A 21,748-nucleotide genomic window follows, 5' to 3' on the forward strand; every position below is an offset into this window, starting at 1 on the left:
AGACAAGCGCTGCCGGATTGGGTAAAATGTCGACTTTCAAATCCACACCGCTTTAAACTCATGTCTCTTACCACCCTCAATGCACTCTCCCCTTTAGACGGCCGTTATCACACTAAACTTGATTCGCTGCGCCCATTTTTTAGCGAATATGCACTGATCAAGCATCGAGCCCTGGTGGAAGTAGAATGGTTAAAAGCACTGAGCGCGGAACCAAAACTGGCAGAAATCGCGCCTTTCAGTGCCGACACTATTGCTGAGCTGGACACAGCCATCAAGGCTTTCAGTGAAGATGACGCCATGCAGGTAAAAGCGATTGAATCACGTACCAATCATGACGTGAAAGCGCTAGAGTACTGGCTCAAGGAAAAGTTTGACGGCAATCACGACATTAAAAAAGCCAGTGAATTTATCCATTTTGCCTGTACTTCAGAAGATATCAATAACCTGTCACATGCATTGATGCTTAAATCTGCACGTGACAGCGTGATCCTGCCTAACCTTTCTTCAGTCGTTACCCGCTTAACCGAGCTTGCGCATGCACTGGCCGAGCAACCAATGCTGTCGCGTACACACGGCCAGACAGCCAGCCCGACTACCATGGGTAAGGAGCTGGCCAATGTAGTATATCGCCTGCAACGCCAGCTCAAACAACTGCAAGCCAATGAAATACTGGGGAAAATCAACGGCGCAGTGGGTAACTTCAATGCGCATTTGTCCGCCTATCCTGATATCGACTGGGAAAACTTCGCCAAAACCTTTGTAGAGTCGTTGGGCCTGACTTACAACCCGATGACTATCCAGATCGAACCACATGACTATATGGCTGAGTTGTATGACACGCTGTCCCGCATCAACACTATCCTGATCGACCTGAATCGTGACATATGGGGTTATATCTCGGTCGGTTACTTCAAGCAAAAGGTCAAGGCTGGCGAAATCGGCTCTTCTACCATGCCGCATAAAGTTAACCCGATTGATTTTGAAAATTCTGAAGGTAATCTGGGCCTGGCCAATGCCATCCTGCGTCACCTGGCAGAAAAACTGCCGATTTCCCGCTGGCAGCGTGACCTGACAGACTCAACCGTGTTGCGTAATATGGGTGTCGCTCTTGGCTACTCGCTGCTGGCTTATGACTCCTGCCTGCGCGGCCTTAACAAGCTTGAGATCAATCCACAACGTTTGCAGGAAGACCTGGACAATAGCTGGGAAGTGCTGGCCGAACCTATCCAGACCGTGATGCGTCGTTACGGCATTGAAAACCCGTATGAGCAGTTAAAAGAACTGACTCGCGGCAAAGGCGGCATTAATCAGCAATCGCTGCATGCCTTTATTGAAACGCTGCAAATCCCGGCCGATGCCAAACAAACGTTACTGGCAATGACACCTGCAACTTATACCGGTAAGGCGAGTCAATTGGTAAAACATATTTAGTGACTTGTTCAGGGATTGTTCTGTTTTTAATTTCTCACACACTGCATTAAGGCAGCCCGCTTTTGGTTTCATTTCTTTTGTTAGTCAGGGCGGACTGCCCTGGCTGCTACGCCTGATTTCTCTAAAACCTCATTCTTCGCAGTACTTCATATTTTTTTGTGTATTGCTTACGACAACAATCATTATGACGCCTGTCGCTCAGGCAAAAGATAGCGACTGGTTCCAGCTCAAAGAAGGCAAGACTTACCAAACCCGCTTTTCATTAGATAACGAATCAGCACCTGAAAATAAAGCGCAGTTGCGCGAGTTGCTCGAAAAACACCTGACGTTACATGAAGCCATGCAAAACCCGCGCATGAACGAAGGTGAATGGCGGCGTCTGATCCAGAAAACGCCGCAGGAAATCGCCGACCTGCTGGCCACAGAAGGCTATTTCAAAGTAAAAACGGTGGCTTACCAGCCTTCCCCACATGTCGTTGAATTTCGCATCCACTTGCCGCCTCAAGCAAAAGTCAGCAAAGTCTCTGTGCTGCTGACAGGCGAAATACAGCAGCCCACCTATAAAGAGATTCTGGAAAACGCCAACAAAAGCTGGCCTTTAAAAGAGAATAATGTTTTTACCCAGCAGGCTTGGGCAGCAGCAAAACGTGACCTGTTAGCCTCATTGCTGCAGGTAGAATTCCCCAATGCGAAAATCACGCAATCACAAGCGATGGTCCAACCGCAAACACAGGAAGTCTCTATTAACATTGCAGTAGACTCCGGCCCGGCAGTGCGTTTTGGCAAAGTGAATATCCACGGCTTGAAGCATTATCCGGAAACCTTGATCCGTCCGCTGAATACCGTTAAAGCCGGTGACCCATACCGTCAATCGGACTTACTGCTTTTACAGAACAGTTTTATGAGCACCGGCAAATTCAGCCAGGTGGATGTCGTCGCCAACACCCAGGCATTGAACCCGGACCGCACGGCTGATGTAGATGTCACTGTGCGTGAGATGGAGGAAAAATCTTTCCGTGTAGGCGTTGGCGCCAGCACCAATACAGGTGCGCGCATTGTGTTTAACTACACGGATCGCAATTTGTTTGATCGCGGATTACTGTGGGACAGCAGCATCCGTCTTGAGCAACGTTTACAGGCGGCTACTTCGAATATCAACTTCCTGATGGATGCAAAAGGTTACCGGGATAGCATACAGAACAGCCTTACCCGCACCGACCTGGAAGGACAAGTCACCACCGCATTGCAAAACGGGGTACGTCGTTATTGGGGCCAACCGCGCAAATTTGAACAGTTCATTGGCGCCAACCTGCTGTATGAATACCTGCAAGTGGATGACGTTACTTCACAATTCAATAAAGCGCTTACGGTCACTTACGGTTTTAACCTGCGCGATCTTGACCACCAGCAGGCACCGACCAAAGGCTGGATATTAAATACCCAATTCCAGCTTTCACCGTTTGAACAGATTTCTGACGGGCGCTTTTTGCAATCACAAGCCAGAGCGCAGGTGTTTTACCCGTTGACCAGCTCTACCCAATGGCTAGGCAGGCTTGAAGTCGGCAGTGTGACCGGTTCTGCCAGCAACGTTCCTGCCACTTATTTATTCCGTGCCGGTGGTGATCAGTCTGTGCGCGGTTATGCCTTCCAGTCATTAGGGGTGAATGAAGGTGGCGCAACGATTGGCGGCCGGGTGTTACTGACAGGCAGCAGTGAGGTAGTGCAATGGCTGACGCCCTCCTGGGGTGCAGCAGTGTTTGTGGATTTTGGTAACGCTACTAACAGCTGGAAAGATTATGACCCGGTGCTGGGTTATGGTGTGGGTGCACGTTTCCGTAGCCCGATCGGGCCGGTAGGGGTGGATATCGCCTATGGAGAAGAAACCAAGGAATACCGTTTGCACTTTAACCTGGGAGTGAATTTCTAATGTTATTCATGCACACACTCTCAAGATTATGCCGTTTATTACTGGTGACTACGCTTTGTTTTAGTCTGATTATCACACCGCAAATGGTATGGGCAGCCAATGTCATGGTGGTCACCAGCCTGAAAGAATTTGAAACTGACCTGGGTAATGCCACCCTCAAGGTCGAAGGTATTGCATCAGATATGCGATTAGGCGTCTCGCCACGCGGTGAATTGACCGTATCAAGTTTTGTGGCCAAACAGGTGACTTTACAGTTTAAATCGCAGCCAGTGACGCCAGCCACAGGCGCGAAAACGGCAAGCGGGCCTTTGCCGAACCGCATCAATATCCCTCTACCTTTCCATTTGCTGTCCGGTAATATTGAACGGCTAACCATTATCCAAGGGCCAAGCACTTACCATATAGACAAGATCAAGTTTGATCTGGATGCTGACAATAAAGCCATGCAGTTCCGCATCGCGCAGGCGCACAGCCCATGGGGGGAGATCAGCACCCATTTCCAGATGCAGAATGCAGCGCCGTTTCCATTAAATGGCTGGATGGATATCCAGCAACCACAAGGTGATCTGCCCTACCACCTGCGCACCGAATTACATGGCGACCTGACTAAAGTCGATATTGCCGCCAGCCACCACTATCAGCCAGAGAGTAAACCGTTTGCTATTGTGCCTGCCACACAGCCTGGTGAAGATATGGTGTTATTGAAAGCCAGCATAGGCCTGGATGACACCCGCAACAGCCATCTCCTGTTTCACCTGCAACAATTCCAGGCCAGGCATGTGCATCCGCAACTGGCTGGACATATGGATTTAAAAGTGACCGCCGATGGCAGCCTGACCGACACCGGCATTATCCAGGTAAAAGTGGATGCAGGAGACAGCCGCCTGCAAACGCAGCCGTTGATAGTCCGCGGGACGGCCACATTGCAAGGCCAGCAATTAACCGCTCTGGATTTGCTGGCGCAACTGGATAAAAACACATTCACAATCCATAGTACGCAAGCCGCTACACCTCAGGCAAACCAGCTCTCATGGCAGGCCAATTTGCCAAACCTGGCGCAGTTTATGCCGGGCTTTTCCGGCCAGGTGAAAGGCGAAGGCACGCTCCAGCGCCTGTCAGATGGCTTTCATGCAAGCTACCGTTTATCAGGTCAACAACTGCAATTACCACAAGGTCTGGCATTAGCCGGGTTTGAGGTGCAGGGACAAGCTTCTGACAATGTGCAGGCCTCTTTAGACCACCAGATCAAGCTACATGGTTTGTCGCAACAAAACGCCCAGGGCACAGATAGTCCGCCCATTGAGGCTGAACTCAATTTAAAGGGCTCATTGGCACAGCATCAACTCGCGTTGCAAATCAAAGACTCTGATCCTTCATTGCAACGCAACATACAATTAGCGCTTAACGGCGCATGGCAGAATGACCGCTGGCAAGCCCAGCTAACGCAATTACAGGATGCCAGCGGAAAGGTGTTCCGGTTAGCCAATCCGGCGAACATGTCCTGGGGCGCTTCGCAAGGTTTCGATCTGCAACAACTGGTATTAAATGTATACGAAGGCCAGATGCAAGTGGACCGGCTACATTACCGCCCGGCTAAACCTGCAGGAACCCTTTCAGCGCAACTGGCAGAGATGATGCAATTACAGACTCGCGGTACGCTCAAGGACTTTCCATTGCAAGCATTAATGGCGTGGCTGGTGCCTGAGCAATCAGCCACGTTACCGGCGGATCATCTGCGATTATCTGCACAGTGGGATTTGCAGCTAGACCAGCGCCTCAACGGATTTCTGCAACTACAACGCAGCCAGGGTGACTGGCAGGTATATGACATCAACAATGCCAAATGGCAGGGCCTGGGTCTACAAACACTCACTGCAAATGTTAAAGCAGATAATGACAAGGTAAGTGTTGAAAGCACCATCAACTCCGCTGATGCGATTAACCTGCAATTGTCAGCAAACACACTCGTCACACCTACAGCAACTGGATTTGTGATCAAAAATTCGGCGCCGGTATCTGCCAGCCTGAAAGCGGATGTCCGGCAGCTAAACTGGTTTTCCAGATTATTCTCGGATATTCAACCTGCCGGCAGGCTGGCGATCGATGCGGAGGTCAGCGGTGTGATGTCCAAGCCACAGTTAAAAGGCTCGATGACAGGTGAGGCGCTCGCACTGCAAATACCTTCGCAAGGGGTATGGCTGGAACAAGGCCGCCTGAATGCGACCATGGCTGGCGATCAGGTTACTTTCAACCAGATCCATTTTGCCGGTAAGAGCGGTGAGCTGGATGCCACGGGAGGCTTGTCTTTAAAGCAGCCTGAATGGCAACTGGATTTATCTGCCAAACTCAATCAATTACAGGCACTTTCCCGCGTGGACCGCTGGGTACAACTGAGTGGCGACACCAAGTTAAAACTGACCAGTGCAAACACCAGCATCAGCGGCAACCTTAAAATCCACAAAGGGCTATTTGAATTGCCCAAAGGCGATAAACCGCAGCTGGATAGCGACGTCATCATTCAATCGCCTGAAAATACAGCGCCCGCTAAAAAATCCCAGATAAGCTTCCAGGATTTCGGTCTCGATTTTGGTGATAAACCCGGCCTCCCTTTTAAGGAGTCAGAACAATTCATGCTGCGCGGTCAAGGCCTGAATGGTGCTTTGAGCGGGAAAATGCGTCTTGACGGCATGCTGGATGATCTCGCTGCCAGTGGCACTTTGGAAGTGACCGGCACCTATCTGGCTTATGGCCAATCGCTCAATATCGAAACCGGCCGTCTTATTTTCAGTGGCAAAATCCCTAATATTGGCCTGGATGTACTGGCGACGCGGCAGGTGGAAAACACCAAAGTAGGCATACAAATCAATGGTAGCCTGCAAACGCCACAACTGAAACTGGTCTCCACCCCTGAAACCAGCAATGAAAACAAAATCTCGTTATTGGTGCTTGGGCAACCGATGTCAGCAGTCGGCAGCAGTGATATGGCGATGTTATCCGTCGCTGCCAGCGCGTTACTGTCGCAAGGCGATTCAGTTTCACTGCAAACCAGAATCGCCCAAACCATAGGCCTGGATAGTATAGACGTGCGCGGCTCAGGGTCGACCAATTACGCAGTCAGCGTTGGCAAACGCATCAACAGCCGCCTGGTGGTAGGCTACGAAAAAAGCATTGTCGGGCTATTAAATGTTGGTAAACTCACCTACCAGCTGACCAACCGGATTTCGATAGAAACCAGGACTGGCTCGGATAACGCGCTGGATATATTTTACGGTTTCAGCTTTGATTAACCCAGGAGGATTGCATGCAACAGGATAATAAAAATCCACGACTGGCAGTCTTGATTGATGCTGACAATACCTTCAAGGTCATTCCTATCATTGATGAGCTGTTTGAAGAAATGTCCAAGTTCGGCGATATCAGTGTCAGGCGTATTTATGCCGACTGGACTTCTGATCATGTCAAGCAATGGAAGCCTGTGCTGCCTAAACATGCCATTCAGCCGATTCAGCAGTACGCTAATACCAAAGGTAAAAATGCTACTGATAGCGCATTGATCATTGATGCTATGGATTTGCTTTACACTGCTCCGCTCGATGGTTTCTGTATCGTATCCAGCGACAGTGACTTTACGCGGCTAGCGATTCGTTTGCGTGAAGCAGGGAAATTTGTGTATGGCTTTGGCGAGAATAAAACGCCGGAATCCCTAAGGGCGGCCTGCAACCAGTTTGTTTATTTCGAAATCCTGCTCCAGGAAAAAAACGTGGAGGAATCTTCTGCCCAAGTGGAAGCCACGATCAAACCCAAGTCGGATGAAGAACAAATTAGGCTTGTGCCAATTGGTAAAAAAACCAAACAGCAATTAGCGAATGATGCCAAATTGGTATCATTGATCCGCTCAGCCATTGAAGGGCTGTCTGACGAGACGGGTTTTGCCGCCATGGGCGCAGTCAAAAACCATATCGTTAAAAACTTTTCCGCCTTTGACTCACGCAATTACGGTTATACAAAATTCAGTGAACTGGTAAATGCCATCGGCTTGTTTGAGTTAGATGACCAAAAACAGAAATTACGCGACAAACGAAAAAAATGACTGAAATCCTTATTCTTTATTATTCACAAGGCGGCGCCGTCAAAGACATGGCGCAACTGATTGCGCGTGGTGTGGAAAGCGTGAATGGCGCCAAAGCCAGAGTGCGCACCGTGCCGAAAGTCTCTGCCAACTCAGAGGCGACTGAATCGGACATTCCAGCCTCCGGCGCACCTTACGCGACTTTGCAGGACCTCGAACAATGTGCCGGCCTTGCGCTGGGCAGTCCTACGCGTTTCGGCAATATGGCCGCACCGGTGAAATACTTTCTCGACGGCACCTCAGGTCTCTGGCTTAAAGGCGCATTAATCGGTAAACCGGCAGCTGTGTTTACCTCAACCGGTTCCCTGCATGGTGGTAACGAGATGACATTGTTGACCATGATGATTCCGTTAATGCATCACGGCATGCTGATGGTTGGCCTGCCCTATTCCGAGCCGCAACTGGGCACTACCAAAACAGGCGGTACTCCATACGGTGCCAGCCACGTAGGTGGTGCGATGGATGACCAGCCAATTTCCGATGATGAAAAAAAATTGTGCATGGCTTTAGGGAAACGCCTGGCCGAAACTGCACTCAAATTGCAATAACTGTATTTAGGAAACCTGTATGTCAGCCGCCCTCACCCGCGAAGCACGCCAATTTCTGTTTGCCACACGCCATGCCGTGTTGTCCACCTACTCCATGAAATACCCTGGCTATCCCTTCGGCGCCATTGCGCCATTTATCTGTAGCCAGCAGGCTGAGCCAATCATTTTGGTGAATGCCAATGCTGAACATGCCAAAAATATGCATGAAAACGCCAAAGTATCCTTACTGGTATTTTCGGAAGCACAAAACCAGCATGCGCACGCACAACTGACATTGATAGGCGAGGCATTGCCCTCCGATAAAAATGACTCGGATTTACGCGCACGCTATCTGCGCTACTTCCCTGATGCAGTGACTTATTTTGACCTGGAAGAGTTTCATCTGTATCGCATCCGCGTCGAGCATGTGCGCTACATCGCAGGCCTTGGCAGGCTAGACTGGTTTGAGGGTGATTCACTGAATGAAGATTTGGCAGATAGCATGCTGGCCTCGCAGGAATCCGGCATCGTTTCGCATATGAATGAAGACCACATAGACAGCATGCTGGAATATTGTCAGCACGTGCATGGCGTTACGGCCGATCAGGCGGAAATGATAGGGCTGGATGCCGATGGCTTTGATGTGAAATATATGCATGGCGAAGAAGTGTATGGCCAGTTGCGTTTTAATTTTGACCAACCCGTACTCAACGCGATGGATGCACGCAAGGCTTTAGTGGCTCTGGCACAAGCTGGCCGCTCATGATCCCGGCTATTCTGAAATGGAGCCGCCTGGGCGCGAGTATCAGCCTGATTGGTTTAATCGTATTGTGCCTGGGCTGGGAAATTTTCTGGGCGCCCTTGCGTAGCGGTGGCAGTTTGCTATTCCTGAAAAGTTTGCCGTTGCTGGCACCGCTATTTGGTATCCTGCGCGGTAAACGCTATACCTATCAATGGGCAGGCATGCTTATCCTGTTTTACTTTACCGAAGGCGCGGTCAGGGCCTGGTCTGAGACTGGTGTCACACGCCTGCTGGCATGGTCAGAGATATTATTAAGCATAGTATTTTTTGCCAGCGCGATTGCTTATGCCAAATATACCGGGCAGCGCTACCAAACGTCTTTGCAAAATGCAGCGTGAAACCACTCACAGCGATTAAGATTAAAATACTGGCGGAATGCACTGTATGTATTGCAGCCATTAGCAGGAAAAAATACTTATTCTCATGCTAAATTCTTTCAGGGTATGGCATAAACAAGGTCAGTAAACCTTATATAATATCCGGCATGAAAATTCTGTTATCCAACGACGATGGCTACCTAGCCCCAGGCCTGGCTGCACTGGCGCAACACCTGAGTAAAGTGGCCGATATTACCGTAGTCGCACCGGAACGCAATCGCAGTGGCGCCAGCAATTCCCTCACGCTGGATAGACCGTTAAGCGTAAAACAGGCCGCTAATGGCTTTTTTTATGTGAACGGCACCCCGACTGACTGTGTGCACATTGCGCTGACCGGATTGATGCAAGAAATGCCGGATATGGTCATCAGCGGCATTAATGACGGCGCCAATATGGGTGATGACACCATTTATTCAGGCACAGTCGCTGCTGCCACAGAAGGTTATTTATTAGGCATTCCGTCTATTGCAGTTTCTATGTCACAACACCAACCTGCACATTTTGAGACGGCAGCGCGCGTGATCGTCGACCTGGTCAAGCAATTCAATCATAGTGAAATCCTCGAACCGACGTTGTTGAACGTCAATGTACCGGATATCCCCTTTAGCGAAATCAAAGGCCGCCAGGTGACCCGTTTAGGCAAGCGTCACAAAGCCGAGCCAGTGATTCAACTGAAAACCCCGCGTGGCGAAACTGTTTATTGGGTAGGTGCGGCCGGTCAACCGAATGATGGCGGCGAAGGCACTGATTTTTATGCCGTATCCCAGGGATATGTATCGATTTCGCCGATTCAGGTAGACCTGACCAAGCATTCACAAATCAAACACTTGCAACAATGGTTGCAGAACACGAATTAAGCAAGATGGCGATTCCAAGAAACACCAGTAAAACCGGCATTGGCATGACCTCATCCCGCACACGCGAGCGCATGTTGACGCGCTTGCGCGAGCAAGGCATACAGGATGAAGTGGTGATTAACGTGATGGCCGAGATTCCCCGCCATATTTTTGTCGATGAAGCTTTATCCATTCGTGCCTACGAAGATGTGTCATTACCGATCGGTTATGGCCAGACCATTTCACAGCCATATATCGTGGCGAAAATGACGCAGATTCTACGTAACGGTAAACAGCTGAACAAGGTGCTAGAAATCGGCACCGGTTGCGGCTACCAGACCGCTGTATTATCACGCGTCAGCAATGAAGTGTTCTCACTCGAACGTATCCGCCCGCTGGTAATGAAAGCCAGGACACATTTGCGTACATTAAAGTGCACCAATGTCAAACTGGATCACGCGGATGGCAGTATCGGCCTGAAAGACTACGGTCCGTTTGATGCCATCATGGTCACCGCTGCTTCCAGCCATGTGCCACAGGAATTGGTAGATCAACTGGCCGTCGGTGGCCGTATGGTGATTCCGGTGGGCACTGCTGAACAAGTATTGCATCTGATTGAAAGGACCGCGCAAGGCGTGCAGAAAACCGCCCTGGAACCGGTCAAGTTTGTGCCATTATTAGGGGGAACTGCTTTATCATGAGATTACGCTCGCTTCTCATTACCGGATTGACTGCTGCAACATTGGCAGCGTGTGCGCTAAACTCCCCCATGCCGCGCGCACCCGTTAGCAGCACCACTAAAACACCGGATAACAAACCTGCAGCCCCGGTATCCGTTGGCCCTAACCAGTACATGGTGCAAAAAGGTGACAATCTGTACAACATCGGCAGAAAGTTCGGCATCCCTCACCTGAAACTTGCTGAAATCAATCAGTTACAAACGCCTTATGAAATTCACGTCGGCCAAGTTTTAAACATAAAAGCGGCGACTGGTACAACCAATAATAAAGCCAATGACACTGCCTCGACGGACGATGCAGAAGTGGTGACTTCTGCCATTACCCGCCCTGAACTGGCGCCTGCCGGTGATGCCGCCAGTGGCGGTGCTGCTAACGCAGCCGCTACCACAGACGGCGCGAAAGCACCTGCAGACGGGCAAGATATTGACGCGGTTGCCGACAATGATATTCAATGGCAATGGCCACTGGCTGGTAAAGTCAGTGCCGGATTCGACCCGCAGTTGAACAAGGGATTAAATATCACGGGCAATGCCGGGCAAACAGTGAATGCGGCTGGCGCTGGCAAAGTAATTTATAGCGGCATGGATGTGCGCGGTTATGGCAAGCTGATTATCATCAAACACAACAGCAACCTGCTGTCAGTCTATGCACATCAGGGAAACTCTTTGGTGAAAGAAGGTTCTTTCGTGTCGCAGGGTGAAAAACTGGCAATATTGCCAGCGGCGGCTAACAGCAAACCGCCTATGTTGCATTTTGAGATCAGGCAAAAAGGTAAGCCGGTTGATCCAGTCAGCTACTTGCCTGGCAATGCAGCAGCAAATAACGGTAATAGCTAGCTAAATATAGCACGCCTTCGCCGAGGATGTATCAAGCAGTCAAATCGCACCATGTGCATGATGTTTGAGAAAGGAAAGCTATATGGATCCTAAACAATTCGACAAGAATCGTGACATCCGCCCGGATAGCGGCTGGCAAACCTTGCAGGCTTTAGTAACGGTTGCCCTGATTATCTGCGGGCTCATTGGCATTGCGGTGCATATGTTTGGCTCCAAAACCACGCCATTTGACTGGTGGTACTGGATCACAGCCTCACCGATGAATGCGGCTTTAGCTATCCTGGCAGTGGTGGTCGTGATTGTTTTCCACCGCTACAACAGCCATATCAGCAACCAGCAACGACGGAATGCCAGCAACCTTCCCGTATATATCATGATGCTGATAGGCGTATATTTTACTTACAGACTGCTGACTACCGGACACTGGTAAGCTGCGCCGATACCTTTAAAAATAACGGCCAGCATAATCAAGCAGTTTTTGCTATAGCGGTTAAAACAAGCCCGCTGCGGTTGATACCACTAATAATCGCCTCGATTGAAGCGGTCACAATATCTGGGTTGATCCCCACCCCGTAACACACCTTCCCCGCACATACGACTTCCACAAACGCACACGCCGAAGCTTCACCTGCTGAGGCGCTGGCGCCAATTGAGCGCTCTTCAAAGCTACGCACCTGGGCAAACACCCCTATCCCTTGCAGTGCATGAATCGCCGCATCCACCGGGCCATTACCGTGCCCGCTCAGGATAGTAGCAACGCCATCCACCTCAACCGTCATACGGATGGCCTGGCCACCCTCTTCCGATTGCAGCTGGTAATCCTTAAAGCTAAACGGTGCCGCTGGCTCGATATAAGTGCGGTTAAAAAGCTGCCAGATATCTTTCGCTGTCACCTCGCTGCCATGCGCGTCAGTGAATTGCTGCACCACACCGGAAAACTCCACTTGCAGGCGACGCGGCATCACCACGCCATACTGGCTTTCCATCAGGTAAGCGACGCCACCTTTACCGGACTGGCTATTGACGCGAATAATCGAGTCGTAGCTACGTCCCAGATCTTTAGGGTCGATCGGAAGATAAGGCACATTCCAGCGCGCATCTTCCTGCTGGCTGGCGAAGCCTTTCTTAATCGCATCCTGATGTGAACCGGAAAACGCGGTAAACACCAAGTCACCGGCATAAGGATGGCGCGGATGGATATCAATCTGGGTGCACTCCTCTACCGTACGCCCCACTGCATTCATATCAGAAAAATCCAGCCCTGGATGCACGCCCTGGGTATACATATTCAGCGCCACCGTGACCAGATCCACATTACCGGTGCGCTCACCATGTCCAAACAGGCAGCCTTCAACACGGTCAGCCCCAGCCATCATACCCAGCTCAGTCGCCGCCACCGCACTGCCGCGATCATTATGCGGATGCAGGCTCAGAATCACGCTGTCACGCCGCGCCAGATGGCGATGCATCCATTCAATCTGGTCAGCATAAATATTGGGGGTAGCCACTTCCACGGTCGCCGGGCAATTAATAATCACTTTACGCTGCGGCGTTGCGTCCCAGGCATCGGTCACCGCATCACAAACCTCTTTGGCAAACTCAAGCTCGGTGGCGGTAAAAGTTTCCGGGCTATATTGCATGATGACTTCCGTTTCCGGCATTTCTGCAGCCAGCGTTTTCACCAGCCTGACCGAGTCGACTGCCATTGCTTTGACTTCCTCTCTGCTCATATTGAACACCACTTCGCGGAAAGTCGGTGAGGTCGCATTATAAATATGCACGATCACACGCCGTGCACCCCGTACTGATTCCATCGTTCTACGGATCAGGTGCTCACGCGCTTGTGTCAGTACCTCTATCGTCACATCTGCAGGGATATGATCCTGTTCAATCAGTGTGCGGACAAAATTAAAATCGGTTTGCGAGGCAGAGGGAAACGCCACTTCAATCTCTTTAAAACCAATCTGGCACAGCATTTTAAACATGCGCATCTTCTTGTCGGCATCCATCGGTTCAAACAACGATTGGTTCCCATCGCGCAAATCGGTACTCAGCCAAACAGGAGGCTGGCTAATCACTGCGTTCGGCCATTGGCGGTCTTTAAGATTGACCGGTGGAAACGGCTGATATTTTTGTGATGGTTGTGCGTGCATGTCGTGCTCCGTAAACATTGATTCGATACCACACATAATAGAGCTTTTATAAAAAATATTATTGCGAAATGTGTGCTTTAAAATTAAATTATGAAATTAAATTTCAATTAATAAAAATTAAATGTAATATTATTTCAATTTTAAATGAATAGTTAAAAATATATGAAACTGGACAAGTTTGACAAAGCCATTCTCGACATTCTGCAAACTGATGGACATATCAGTAATCAGGAGCTCGCCGAGCGTATAGGCCTCTCGCCTGCGCCATGTTTGCGCAGGGTAAAAGCGCTGGAGCAAAATGGCCTGATTACCGGCTACCAGGCACTGGTGGACGCAAAAAAACTTGGGTTAAGCCTGATGGCATTAATCGGGATTTCCATGGACCAACACACGCCGGAACGGTTTGCCAATTTTGAAGCAAGCATCGTCAATGTGCCTGAAGTGCTGGAATGTCTGCTGATCACAGGCCAGCAATCAGATTACTTACTAAAAGTAGTGGTCAAAGATATGGATGATTACCAGCATCTGTTACTGCATAAGATCACCAAAATTACCGGTGTCACCGGTGTGCATACCAGTTTTGTATTACGTAATGTCATTGCAAGGGCGAGGTTGCCTGTCGTTTAAAAATAAAAAGGCCATGCATTGCATGGCCTTTTTATTACTATCAATTATTTTTTCTTGGCGTCTTCTTCTGCGTAGTGTTTGCGTATTGCTGTCATATCGAAATCACGTGCCCATTTAATGATTTCATCAAAGGCTGGCGCACCAATTTCGCCAACCTGGGCATGAATACCAGCACGCTCGCGAATGACCAGCAATCCTGGTATCTGTTTTACATCAAAATAATCTGAAATTTCCGGGTCAGTCTCAGTATTCACCATGCCAAATACGATATCCGGATTCTTTTCAGCAGCAGCCTCAAATGTTGGCGTAAATGCCACACATGGATCACACCACGGCGCCCAAAAATCCACAATGACAAATTCGTTATTTTCAATGGTTTCTTTAAAATTCGCTTTAGTCAGCGTCAACACTGCCATGATATTTCCTGTTCCTGTAGATTAATTTTTGTGGCGTTATTGTAGCAGAGGAAGCCACTGCCCATGCCAAACTCAATACATGATTGCTTTACGCTGAATAGACAATGCGACATGGCAATGCGCGCATGGCGCTCTTGCACTTGAATAAGCGCTCACCTGTTGTATCATGGATGCAGCAGGAAGTGAGGACGACCCCACCGCTCCAATATTTTTGCAGGGACGACCCTGAAAAAAGATAGGAACGAAATATGGCCTGGTTTATTCTTGTGATTGCGGGACTATTTGAAGTGGGTTGGGCGATAGGATTGAAATATACCGAAGGCTTTAGTAAATTATGGCCGACCGTTGGTACAGTGCTGGCCATGATCATCAGCCTCGGCTTGCTGGGCGTTGCCATGAAAACCTTGCCTGTCGGTACTGCTTATGCCATCTGGGTAGGCGTGGGTGCGATAGGCACCGTGATACTGGGAATGGTATTGTTTGGCGAGCCAGTCACCATGTTACGCATTGGCAGCCTGGTACTGATTGTGGCGGGCATTATTGGTCTTAAGCTCGCGGCGCTCATGTAGTTGCAATAAAGCAGGTTAATAAGCACCTGCTCCCTTAAGAAAAATAGCACAGAAGGGACTGATGATGATTCTTTACGTCGATGCCAATTATCTTTCACCTTACGCCATGTCCGCTTATATCGCGCTGCGTGAAAAGGGTTTGAAATTTGAACTACGGCTTGTCGATTTGCGCAAAAGGGAGCAGGCTTTGCCGGAATTCGCTGCTTTCTCCAACACCCAGCGTGTGCCCACCCTGGTCGATAGCGAACAAAACTTCAATTTGTCTGAATCATCAGCAATTAGTGAATATATTGATGAGCAATATAGCGGCGTGCAACTTTATCCGTCGGATATTCAGTCCAAAGCCAAAGCCAGGGAATTGCAAGCCTGGCTGAGAAGTGACTTGCTACCCATACGTGAGGAACGGTCAACCGAAGTAGTATTCCTGACACGTTCGCCGCCACCTTTGTCTGCTCAGGCGCAAGCAGCGGCGAATAAACTATTTCATGCTGCAGCCCAGCTGCTACAGCCCGGCCAGACACATTTGTTTGGTGACTGGAGTATTGCAGATACTGATCTCGCAGTGATGATCAACCGCCTTGTATTGGCTGGTGACCCGGTACCCGAGCATTTAATGGATTACGCAGAGCGCCAATGGCAGCGTCCAAGCGTGCAGGAATGGGTGAATTTGCCCAGGGCAATCACTTAGCGGTCACTTTAATTTTAAAAATAAAAATGCGACTGGCTTTCACCAACGGCATTTTTCTAAATTTTTAAAAACCAGCTTAATATTCGTTAGGGTGGATACTGGGTTTTAAACAATCGCGTTATCCCACACACCATCAAAAAACAATTCACCCAGGGGTTGGCGGTTACGCGCAGCTAATTCACGCTCTTTCACATCGTCAGGCAATCCTTCAACGGCAGCCTGATAACCCACAGTGACCATCGGCAATATCTGGAAACGTTCCGGCACTTTGAAAGTGGTACGCGCTTTATCGGCATCAAAGCCACCCATCTGGTGCGCCATTAACCCTAGTGCTGTGGCTTGCAGGCAGAGATTTTCCGTCGAGGCACCAGTGTCGTAAGGCGCCCATTTATTTGGCTTGCCATTGCTACGGAATACCGTATCTGCGCAGATAAGTAACAATACCGGCGCATTCACTGCCCAGCCCTGATTGCCCGGAACCAGGCAATCAAATGCAGCCTGCCAGGCCTGCATATTATCGGCCTTGTTACAGACCACATAGCGCCATGGCTCATCACCAAAGCACGAAGGCGCCCAGCGCGCGGCTTCCAGCAAGCTAATGATCTGCTCCTTACTCACCGGTTTATTGGCGTCGTAAGCGCGACCGCTCCAGCGGCTGGCAATCACTTCATGGATAGGCTGTTGCGTAATGGCTGGCTTTTGTATGGTCATAAATCCTCACAGTTGTTTTTTCAAAGTGTATAGCAGCTCTAAAGCCTGCTTGGGTGTTAAATCATCGGGTTGAATGCGCTCTAATTCTGCGACCACAGGATGCAAAGGTGGTTCTTCCGGCTCGGCATCGATTGCAAACAAGTCATTTTGTGGCGTGGCGGCAAGAGTCTGGTTCTCCAGTTGCAGGAGCTTACGCTTTGCCAGTTGCACCACCGATTTTGGAATCCCGGCCAATTGCGCTACCTGTATACCGTAACTCATGGTCGCAGCGCCCTCTTCCACCTTGTGCAGGAATACAATGCCTTTGCCGTGCTCGACCGCATCCAGATGCACATTGGCAGCATGCTTGCCCTCATCAATAATCCGCGTCAGCTCAAAATAATGCGTGGCAAACAAGGTGAGGGATTTATTTTTTTCAAGCAATTGCTTGGCGACTGCCCAGGCCAGGCTTAAGCCGTCAAAAGTACTTGTACCCCGGCCAATCTCATCCAGCAGTACCAGACTGTTGGCGCTGGCATTATTCAGGATGTTTGCGGTTTCAGTCATTTCCACCATAAAGGTTGAGCGACCACCTGCCAGGTCATCCGAAGCACCTATGCGTGTGAATATACGGTCAATTTCACCAATGACGGCGTTTTGCGCCGGCACGAAACTACCGCAGTAAGCGAGCAGTACAATCAATGCCGTCTGCCGCATAAAAGTGGATTTACCACCCATATTCGGGCCGGTAATCAATAGCAACTGGCGATAAGGATTCAATTCGACATTATTTGCCACATAAGGCTGGGCAATGCTCTCGACTACCGGATGGCGACCGTACTGGATATCCAGGCCAATTTCGGCACGGAACTGGGGTTGTACATAATTCAGCGCCCGCGCGCGCTCAGCAAAACAGGCCAGCACATCCAAAGTCGCAACCGCAGTGGCAATACGCTGCAAGGTTGTAATATGTGGCAGCAGTGCATCCAGTACCTGCTCATACAGCATTTTTTCCCGAGCCAGTGCACGCTCGTTGGCACTCAATACTTTATCTTCAAATGTCTTTAGTTCCGGCGTGATAAACCGTTCTACATTTTTCAGCGTCTGGCGACGACGATATTCGGCTGGCGCACTTTCAGCCTGCAAGCGGCTGATCTCAATGTAAAAACCATGCACACTGTTATATTCGACTTTAAGATTGGCAATACCGGTACGCGCTTTTTCAGCCGCTTCAAACTGCAACAGAAAGTCGCCGTGGTCAGTCTGCAACGCACGCAACTCATCCAGTTCCGCATCGAAACCCGAAGCAATCACGCCACCTTCACGCAAAATCGCTGAAGGTTCGGCCTGAATGGTTTGGACCAGCAAACGTAAAGCTTCTGAAGGGACTTGCAACTCCGATAGCAAACTCTGTATTAACTCAGACTGAATATGGGGCAGTGTTTGAACCAGTGAAGGCAGTTGCAGCAGGCTATCACGCAAACCCGACAAATCGCGTGGGCGCGCACTTCTAAGCGCTACCCGGGCAGTCATGCGTTCAATATCACCAATCGGGTGCAGCGCACGCTGCAATCCACTTTCCAGCGATTGCTCCAGTAATTCAGCCACCGCCTGATGGCGTTGCTGTATCTCCAACTGATTACGTAAGGGATGATGCAACCAATGCCGTAACAACCGTGCACCCATCGCGGTTCGTGTTGAATTCAGTAAAGAATACAGAGTCGGGCTGGACTCACCTCGGATAGTGGTATCAATTTCCAGATTACGACGGGTGGCCGCATCCAGTTGCAAATAGTGATTTGTCTGCTCCACACGCAAACCGGAAATATGCGGTAAAGCGGTTCGCTGGGTATTTTTGACATAGTCAAGCAAAGCACCCGCAGCTGCCACGGCGACAGGCATTTCGGCACAACCAAACCCTGCCAGGTCATGGGTATTAAACTGCTGACTCAAGCTACGCTGTGCTGACTCCAGATCAAATTGCCAAGGTGCCAGACGTTTCTTGGCGCATCGAGCCTGTTGCAAGATGTCTGAGATATGATCATCGCCGGTAATCAACTCTGCCGGATGAATCCGCTCCAACTCTTGCGACAAATGCCCGGGTGCAATTTCGCTTAATACAAACTCGCCGGAAGCCAGGTTCAGCCGGGCCAAACCCAGTACGCCATCATCTTTGGCAATACATAGCAAAGTGTTATCGCGTGTCTCATCCAGCAAAACTGCATCGGTCAGCGTACCGGGGGTTAAAATCCTTGTCACCTCACGTGCTACCGGCCCTTTGGAAGTGGCTGGATCACCAACCTGTTCGCAGATGGCGACAGCTTCGCCCATTTTTGCCAGCTTGGCCAGATATTGTTCGGCCGCATGATATGGCAAGCCAGCCATTTTGATCGGTTCGCCATTGCTGGCGCCACGCCGGGTAAGTGTAATCCCTAATAATCGGGATGCTTTTTCGGCATCTTCAAAAAACAGTTCGTAAAAATCGCCCATACGATAAAACAGCAGCATATCGGGATACTGTGCTTTTAGCGCCAGGTATTGGCGCATCATGGGAGTGTGGTTTTCGAAGGCCATCGGAAGGAAAGACTTATAAAAATAATGAGTAGAAAAGCTTTTGTATCTTACAACAAAAGCGGTATTTCTCGACGTAAGATTATGGGTCAGCTTGGAAATAAGAGCATGTAAAAAAACATTCTTTAAGACTCGAGGCGTTGAAGGTTTTTAGTTCAATTGTGTTTCGCCTGTAGGCAAAAAATACCAAAAGAATGACCTTCTTACTTGTGATCAATAGTCGCTAAAAAAATAAACCCGGACAAGACTGCCCGGGTTTATTCATTACTTTAATCTTTAATCTTTAATCTTTAATCTTTAATCTTTAATCTTTAATCTTTAATTTTATGCCAGCGTCGGAGTCTTAATTCGCTCGGTCAAATGTGGTGCAATCACCTGCAACATTTGCCCAAACACCTTTGGGTTCGCCGCGACAATGTTTCCAGTCCTCAACCAGCTTTCATTACCTTCAAAATCACCCACTATCCCGCCTGCTTCCTGTACCAGCAAAGCCCCGGCAGCGATATCCCAAGGTGACAGGTTGATTTCAAAAAATCCATCAGAATAGCCTGCCGCTACATAGGCAAGATCAAGCGCAGCGGAGCCTGGACGGCGCAAACCCGAGGTTTTCTTAGCCATGTCGCGGAAAATATTGATATAGGTTTCCAAATAGCTGAAATCTTTAAACGGGAAACCGGTGGAAAGCAAGGCTTCTTGCAATTTGGCACGCTGTGTCACGCGGATACGGCGGTTATTCAAAAATGCACCACTGCCTCTTGTAGCCGTAAACAAATCATTACGCACCGGGTCATAAATGACAGCTTGTGTCAGCACACCTTTTTCCTGCAAGGCGATTGAGATACAGTAAGCCGGGAAACCATGCAAAAAGTTGGTTGTACCATCCAGCGGATCGATGATCCAAATGCTATCTGCTTCTGAATTTGTTTTGCCGCTTTCTTCACCAAAAAAACCATGTTTTGGATAAGCTTCTTTAAGAATAGAGATAATCGCTTGCTCAGCACCGCGGTCGACTTCGCTGACAAAGTCGTTGGTATCCTTTTGTTCAATTTTTAAAGCGCCAATATCCTGGGCGGCACGGTTAATGATTTTGCCGGCTTCACGCGCGGCGCGAATGGCGACATTTAAGGTTGGATGCATGCTGTGTTTGGAAGGATCAACTGATAAAATAGCATTTTAACGTTTTATCATGCGTTCACAAAATGAAATGCTCTTTTATCTCAGCCATTTTGTGAGCGCAATCAGTGATTCACATGACAACACTCTTCAATAATATCCGCGTAGTCCTTTGCCAGACCAGCCATCCCGGCAATATTGGCTCCACTGCCCGCGCCATGAAAACCATGGGCCTGGATCGTCTTTACCTGGTAAGGCCCAAGTACTTCCCAGATCCCGAAGCCACTTCACTGGCAGTGAATGCGGCCGGTGTGCTTGATCATGCAGTGGTGACACAAACATTGGAAGAAGCTTTGGCCGATTGCCAGTTTGTCATTGGTGTGAGCGGCAAAGAACGCTCTTTGTCACAACAAGTGATGACTGTGCGTGAAGCCGCGCAAGAAGTAAAAAACACCGCCGGACACAGCCAGGTTGCGCTGGTATTCGGCACCGAAATGAGCGGCCTGAGTAACGCTGAAGCTGATCTCTGCCATGTGCTGGCGACCATTCCCGCCAACCCGGAATATACTTCACTTAACCTGGCACAGGCGGTGCAGATCATGTGCTATGAAATCCGCATGGCGATGACGACTGGAGAATTACATTACCAGGAAAAACCGGTTGAACTCGCCTCACAAGATGATCTGGAGCGTTTTTACGAACATATGCGTGAAGTGCTGGAGCATATTGGTTATATCAATCCACGGGCACCCAAGAAACTGTTCGAGCGTCTGCGTCGGTTATATGGCCGTACCCGGCTGGAGAAAGAGGAAGTGAATTTATTGCGCGGGATTCTAACCCTGAGTGTGAACCCTAAGAAACACAGCAAGTACTAGGCCGCATTAGCCTTAACCCCTAACTCCCAGTTTCCTTATATCAACAGACCTACATTGTAGGCAGCCCGATGGACTGGCGCGCCTGGTTGCAACTCTCGGAGCCGGCCTCGAATTCGCGACATGTACTGGAGCGTAATGGGTAAATGCTGCAACCTACTGACCGTCCCAACGCCCCCTGCAAAGCCACGCACCGCACGGGAAACTGCCCGGTGCCTTGCATGCAAACATAATGATCGTTCACTTTCTGTGTCAGGTGTGCCGGCACGGTGCCTTGCGGATGAGCATCGCTTTCAGCCCAATAGAACGACACCCTGAAACTGGCACAACAGGCACCACACGACTGGCAAGGATCCGACATATATTTAAAGATGAAATGAAAGCATCATTGTAGCTTTGCGCGCCAACTCCTTACCAGACACCTACCAATATCTTTAGCCAGTC

Annotated in this window: 21 protein-coding genes; 15 read left to right on the forward strand and 6 right to left on the reverse strand. The window is 49.5% G+C overall.

Annotated features, from left to right (window positions below; translation table 11 throughout):
- The first annotated feature begins 60 nt into the window (after positions 1–60).
- From purB to ASG34_RS08085, 11 genes are all read left to right on the forward strand, one after another.
- Positions 61–1,431 carry an adenylosuccinate lyase gene (gene purB, locus ASG34_RS08035; RefSeq protein WP_055829233.1) on the forward strand — a complete coding sequence of 457 codons (1,371 nt, stop codon included), beginning with the start codon at positions 61–63 and terminating at the stop codon, positions 1,429–1,431.
- Between the two features lie 184 nt (positions 1,432–1,615).
- Positions 1,616–3,358 carry an autotransporter assembly complex protein TamA gene (locus ASG34_RS08040; protein WP_082504851.1) on the forward strand — a complete coding sequence of 581 codons (1,743 nt, stop codon included), beginning with the start codon at positions 1,616–1,618 and terminating at the stop codon, positions 3,356–3,358.
- Complete coding sequence (locus ASG34_RS08045) at positions 3,358–6,645, forward strand: translocation/assembly module TamB domain-containing protein (RefSeq protein ID WP_055829235.1); 3,288 nt, start codon at positions 3,358–3,360, stop codon at positions 6,643–6,645. Before ASG34_RS08040 ends, ASG34_RS08045 begins: the two co-directional genes overlap by 1 nt.
- A 14-nt stretch (positions 6,646–6,659) precedes the next feature.
- Positions 6,660–7,448: an NYN domain-containing protein gene (locus tag ASG34_RS08050; protein ID WP_055829238.1), complete on the forward strand. Its 789-nt coding sequence runs from the start codon at positions 6,660–6,662 to the stop codon at positions 7,446–7,448.
- Complete coding sequence (wrbA, locus tag ASG34_RS08055) at positions 7,445–8,035, forward strand: NAD(P)H:quinone oxidoreductase (RefSeq protein ID WP_055829241.1); 591 nt, start codon at positions 7,445–7,447, stop codon at positions 8,033–8,035. The genes ASG34_RS08050 and wrbA overlap by 4 nt, the downstream gene beginning before the upstream one ends.
- Before the next feature lie 19 nt (positions 8,036–8,054).
- A complete protein-coding gene (locus ASG34_RS08060; protein ID WP_055829244.1) occupies positions 8,055–8,780 on the forward strand; it encodes a HugZ family pyridoxamine 5'-phosphate oxidase in 726 nt (241 codons plus the stop codon).
- Positions 8,777–9,154, forward strand: a complete 378-nt coding sequence (locus tag ASG34_RS08065; protein ID WP_055829246.1) for a DUF2069 domain-containing protein — start codon at positions 8,777–8,779, stop codon at positions 9,152–9,154. Before ASG34_RS08060 ends, ASG34_RS08065 begins: the two co-directional genes overlap by 4 nt.
- Before the next feature lie 146 nt (positions 9,155–9,300).
- Positions 9,301–10,050 (forward strand): 5'/3'-nucleotidase SurE, encoded by a 750-nt coding sequence (gene surE, locus ASG34_RS08070; protein WP_055829249.1) that lies wholly within the window; start codon positions 9,301–9,303, stop codon positions 10,048–10,050.
- Between the two features lie 44 nt (positions 10,051–10,094).
- Positions 10,095–10,730 carry a protein-L-isoaspartate(D-aspartate) O-methyltransferase gene (locus ASG34_RS08075; protein ID WP_082488105.1) on the forward strand — a complete coding sequence of 212 codons (636 nt, stop codon included), beginning with the start codon at positions 10,095–10,097 and terminating at the stop codon, positions 10,728–10,730.
- Positions 10,727–11,605: a peptidoglycan DD-metalloendopeptidase family protein gene (locus tag ASG34_RS08080; protein WP_055829252.1), complete on the forward strand. Its 879-nt coding sequence runs from the start codon at positions 10,727–10,729 to the stop codon at positions 11,603–11,605. Before ASG34_RS08075 ends, ASG34_RS08080 begins: the two co-directional genes overlap by 4 nt.
- 82 nt (positions 11,606–11,687) lie before the next feature.
- The gene (locus ASG34_RS08085; protein WP_055829254.1) at positions 11,688–12,035 is read left to right on the forward strand and encodes a hypothetical protein; all 348 of its coding nucleotides are present in this window, start codon (positions 11,688–11,690) and stop codon (positions 12,033–12,035) included.
- A gap of 37 nt (positions 12,036–12,072) precedes the next feature.
- Here ASG34_RS08085 and leuA read toward each other — a convergent pair whose 3' ends face one another.
- Entirely contained in the window at positions 12,073–13,758 is a 1,686-nt protein-coding gene (gene leuA, locus ASG34_RS08090; protein ID WP_055829257.1) for a 2-isopropylmalate synthase, read from the reverse strand.
- 162 nt (positions 13,759–13,920) lie between these two features.
- Between leuA and ASG34_RS08095 the strand changes: the two genes are divergently transcribed.
- A complete protein-coding gene (locus ASG34_RS08095; protein WP_055829260.1) occupies positions 13,921–14,385 on the forward strand; it encodes an Lrp/AsnC family transcriptional regulator in 465 nt (154 codons plus the stop codon).
- Positions 14,386–14,429: 44 nt separating this feature from the next.
- Here the strand turns inward: ASG34_RS08095 and ASG34_RS08100 are convergent, their stop codons facing one another.
- Positions 14,430–14,801, reverse strand: a complete 372-nt coding sequence (locus ASG34_RS08100) for a thioredoxin family protein (protein WP_055829263.1) — start codon at positions 14,799–14,801, stop codon at positions 14,430–14,432.
- 248 nt (positions 14,802–15,049) lie between these two features.
- On the opposite strand from ASG34_RS08100, the gene sugE reads away from it, so the two are divergent.
- Both sugE and yfcF read left to right on the forward strand, forming a co-directional pair.
- Complete coding sequence (gene sugE, locus ASG34_RS08105; RefSeq protein WP_055829266.1) at positions 15,050–15,370, forward strand: quaternary ammonium compound efflux SMR transporter SugE; 321 nt, start codon at positions 15,050–15,052, stop codon at positions 15,368–15,370.
- Between the two features lie 61 nt (positions 15,371–15,431).
- Positions 15,432–16,058: a glutathione transferase gene (yfcF, locus tag ASG34_RS08110; protein ID WP_200934484.1), complete on the forward strand. Its 627-nt coding sequence runs from the start codon at positions 15,432–15,434 to the stop codon at positions 16,056–16,058.
- Between the two features lie 105 nt (positions 16,059–16,163).
- Here yfcF and ASG34_RS08115 read toward each other — a convergent pair whose 3' ends face one another.
- The 3 genes from ASG34_RS08115 to ASG34_RS08125 form a co-directional block, all read right to left on the reverse strand.
- Entirely contained in the window at positions 16,164–16,763 is a 600-nt protein-coding gene (locus ASG34_RS08115; RefSeq protein ID WP_055829995.1) for a nitroreductase family protein, read from the reverse strand.
- Positions 16,764–16,775: 12 nt separating this feature from the next.
- Positions 16,776–19,298 (reverse strand): DNA mismatch repair protein MutS, encoded by a 2,523-nt coding sequence (gene mutS, locus ASG34_RS08120; protein ID WP_200934485.1) that lies wholly within the window; start codon positions 19,296–19,298, stop codon positions 16,776–16,778.
- 345 nt (positions 19,299–19,643) lie between these two features.
- Positions 19,644–20,456 carry an inositol monophosphatase family protein gene (locus ASG34_RS08125; protein ID WP_055829274.1) on the reverse strand — a complete coding sequence of 271 codons (813 nt, stop codon included), beginning with the start codon at positions 20,454–20,456 and terminating at the stop codon, positions 19,644–19,646.
- A 113-nt stretch (positions 20,457–20,569) separates the two neighbouring features.
- Between ASG34_RS08125 and ASG34_RS08130 the strand changes: the two genes are divergently transcribed.
- On the forward strand, positions 20,570–21,307 hold the full coding sequence (locus ASG34_RS08130; RefSeq protein WP_055829277.1) for an RNA methyltransferase: 738 nt from the start codon (positions 20,570–20,572) through the stop codon (positions 21,305–21,307).
- Between the two features lie 49 nt (positions 21,308–21,356).
- Here the strand turns inward: ASG34_RS08130 and ASG34_RS13850 are convergent, their stop codons facing one another.
- Entirely contained in the window at positions 21,357–21,665 is a 309-nt protein-coding gene (locus ASG34_RS13850) for a YkgJ family cysteine cluster protein (protein WP_082504852.1), read from the reverse strand.
- Between the last annotated feature and the right edge of the window lie 83 nt (positions 21,666–21,748).

Origin of the sequence: Methylophilus sp. Leaf416 (assembly GCF_001424665.1) — a bacterium.
Lineage (GTDB): Bacteria > Pseudomonadota > Gammaproteobacteria > Burkholderiales > Methylophilaceae > Methylophilus.

Coding starts and splice junctions, on each gene's coding strand:
- purB (WP_055829233.1), top strand. CDS start 61: ATGTCTCTTACCACCCTCAATGCACTCTCCCCTTTAGACGGCCGTTAT.
- ASG34_RS08040 (WP_082504851.1), top strand. CDS start 1,616: ATGACGCCTGTCGCTCAGGCAAAAGATAGCGACTGGTTCCAGCTCAAA.
- ASG34_RS08045 (WP_055829235.1), top strand. CDS start 3,358: ATGTTATTCATGCACACACTCTCAAGATTATGCCGTTTATTACTGGTG.
- ASG34_RS08050 (WP_055829238.1), top strand. CDS start 6,660: ATGCAACAGGATAATAAAAATCCACGACTGGCAGTCTTGATTGATGCT.
- wrbA (WP_055829241.1), top strand. CDS start 7,445: ATGACTGAAATCCTTATTCTTTATTATTCACAAGGCGGCGCCGTCAAA.
- ASG34_RS08060 (WP_055829244.1), top strand. CDS start 8,055: ATGTCAGCCGCCCTCACCCGCGAAGCACGCCAATTTCTGTTTGCCACA.
- ASG34_RS08065 (WP_055829246.1), top strand. CDS start 8,777: ATGATCCCGGCTATTCTGAAATGGAGCCGCCTGGGCGCGAGTATCAGC.
- surE (WP_055829249.1), top strand. CDS start 9,301: ATGAAAATTCTGTTATCCAACGACGATGGCTACCTAGCCCCAGGCCTG.
- ASG34_RS08075 (WP_082488105.1), top strand. CDS start 10,095: ATGACCTCATCCCGCACACGCGAGCGCATGTTGACGCGCTTGCGCGAG.
- ASG34_RS08080 (WP_055829252.1), top strand. CDS start 10,727: ATGAGATTACGCTCGCTTCTCATTACCGGATTGACTGCTGCAACATTG.
- ASG34_RS08085 (WP_055829254.1), top strand. CDS start 11,688: ATGGATCCTAAACAATTCGACAAGAATCGTGACATCCGCCCGGATAGC.
- leuA (WP_055829257.1), bottom strand. CDS start 13,758: ATGCACGCACAACCATCACAAAAATATCAGCCGTTTCCACCGGTCAAT.
- ASG34_RS08095 (WP_055829260.1), top strand. CDS start 13,921: ATGAAACTGGACAAGTTTGACAAAGCCATTCTCGACATTCTGCAAACT.
- ASG34_RS08100 (WP_055829263.1), bottom strand. CDS start 14,801: ATGGCAGTGTTGACGCTGACTAAAGCGAATTTTAAAGAAACCATTGAA.
- sugE (WP_055829266.1), top strand. CDS start 15,050: ATGGCCTGGTTTATTCTTGTGATTGCGGGACTATTTGAAGTGGGTTGG.
- yfcF (WP_200934484.1), top strand. CDS start 15,432: ATGATGATTCTTTACGTCGATGCCAATTATCTTTCACCTTACGCCATG.
- mutS (WP_200934485.1), bottom strand. CDS start 19,298: ATGATGCGCCAATACCTGGCGCTAAAAGCACAGTATCCCGATATGCTG.
- ASG34_RS08125 (WP_055829274.1), bottom strand. CDS start 20,456: ATGCATCCAACCTTAAATGTCGCCATTCGCGCCGCGCGTGAAGCCGGC.
- ASG34_RS08130 (WP_055829277.1), top strand. CDS start 20,570: ATGACAACACTCTTCAATAATATCCGCGTAGTCCTTTGCCAGACCAGC.
- ASG34_RS13850 (WP_082504852.1), bottom strand. CDS start 21,665: ATGTCGGATCCTTGCCAGTCGTGTGGTGCCTGTTGTGCCAGTTTCAGG.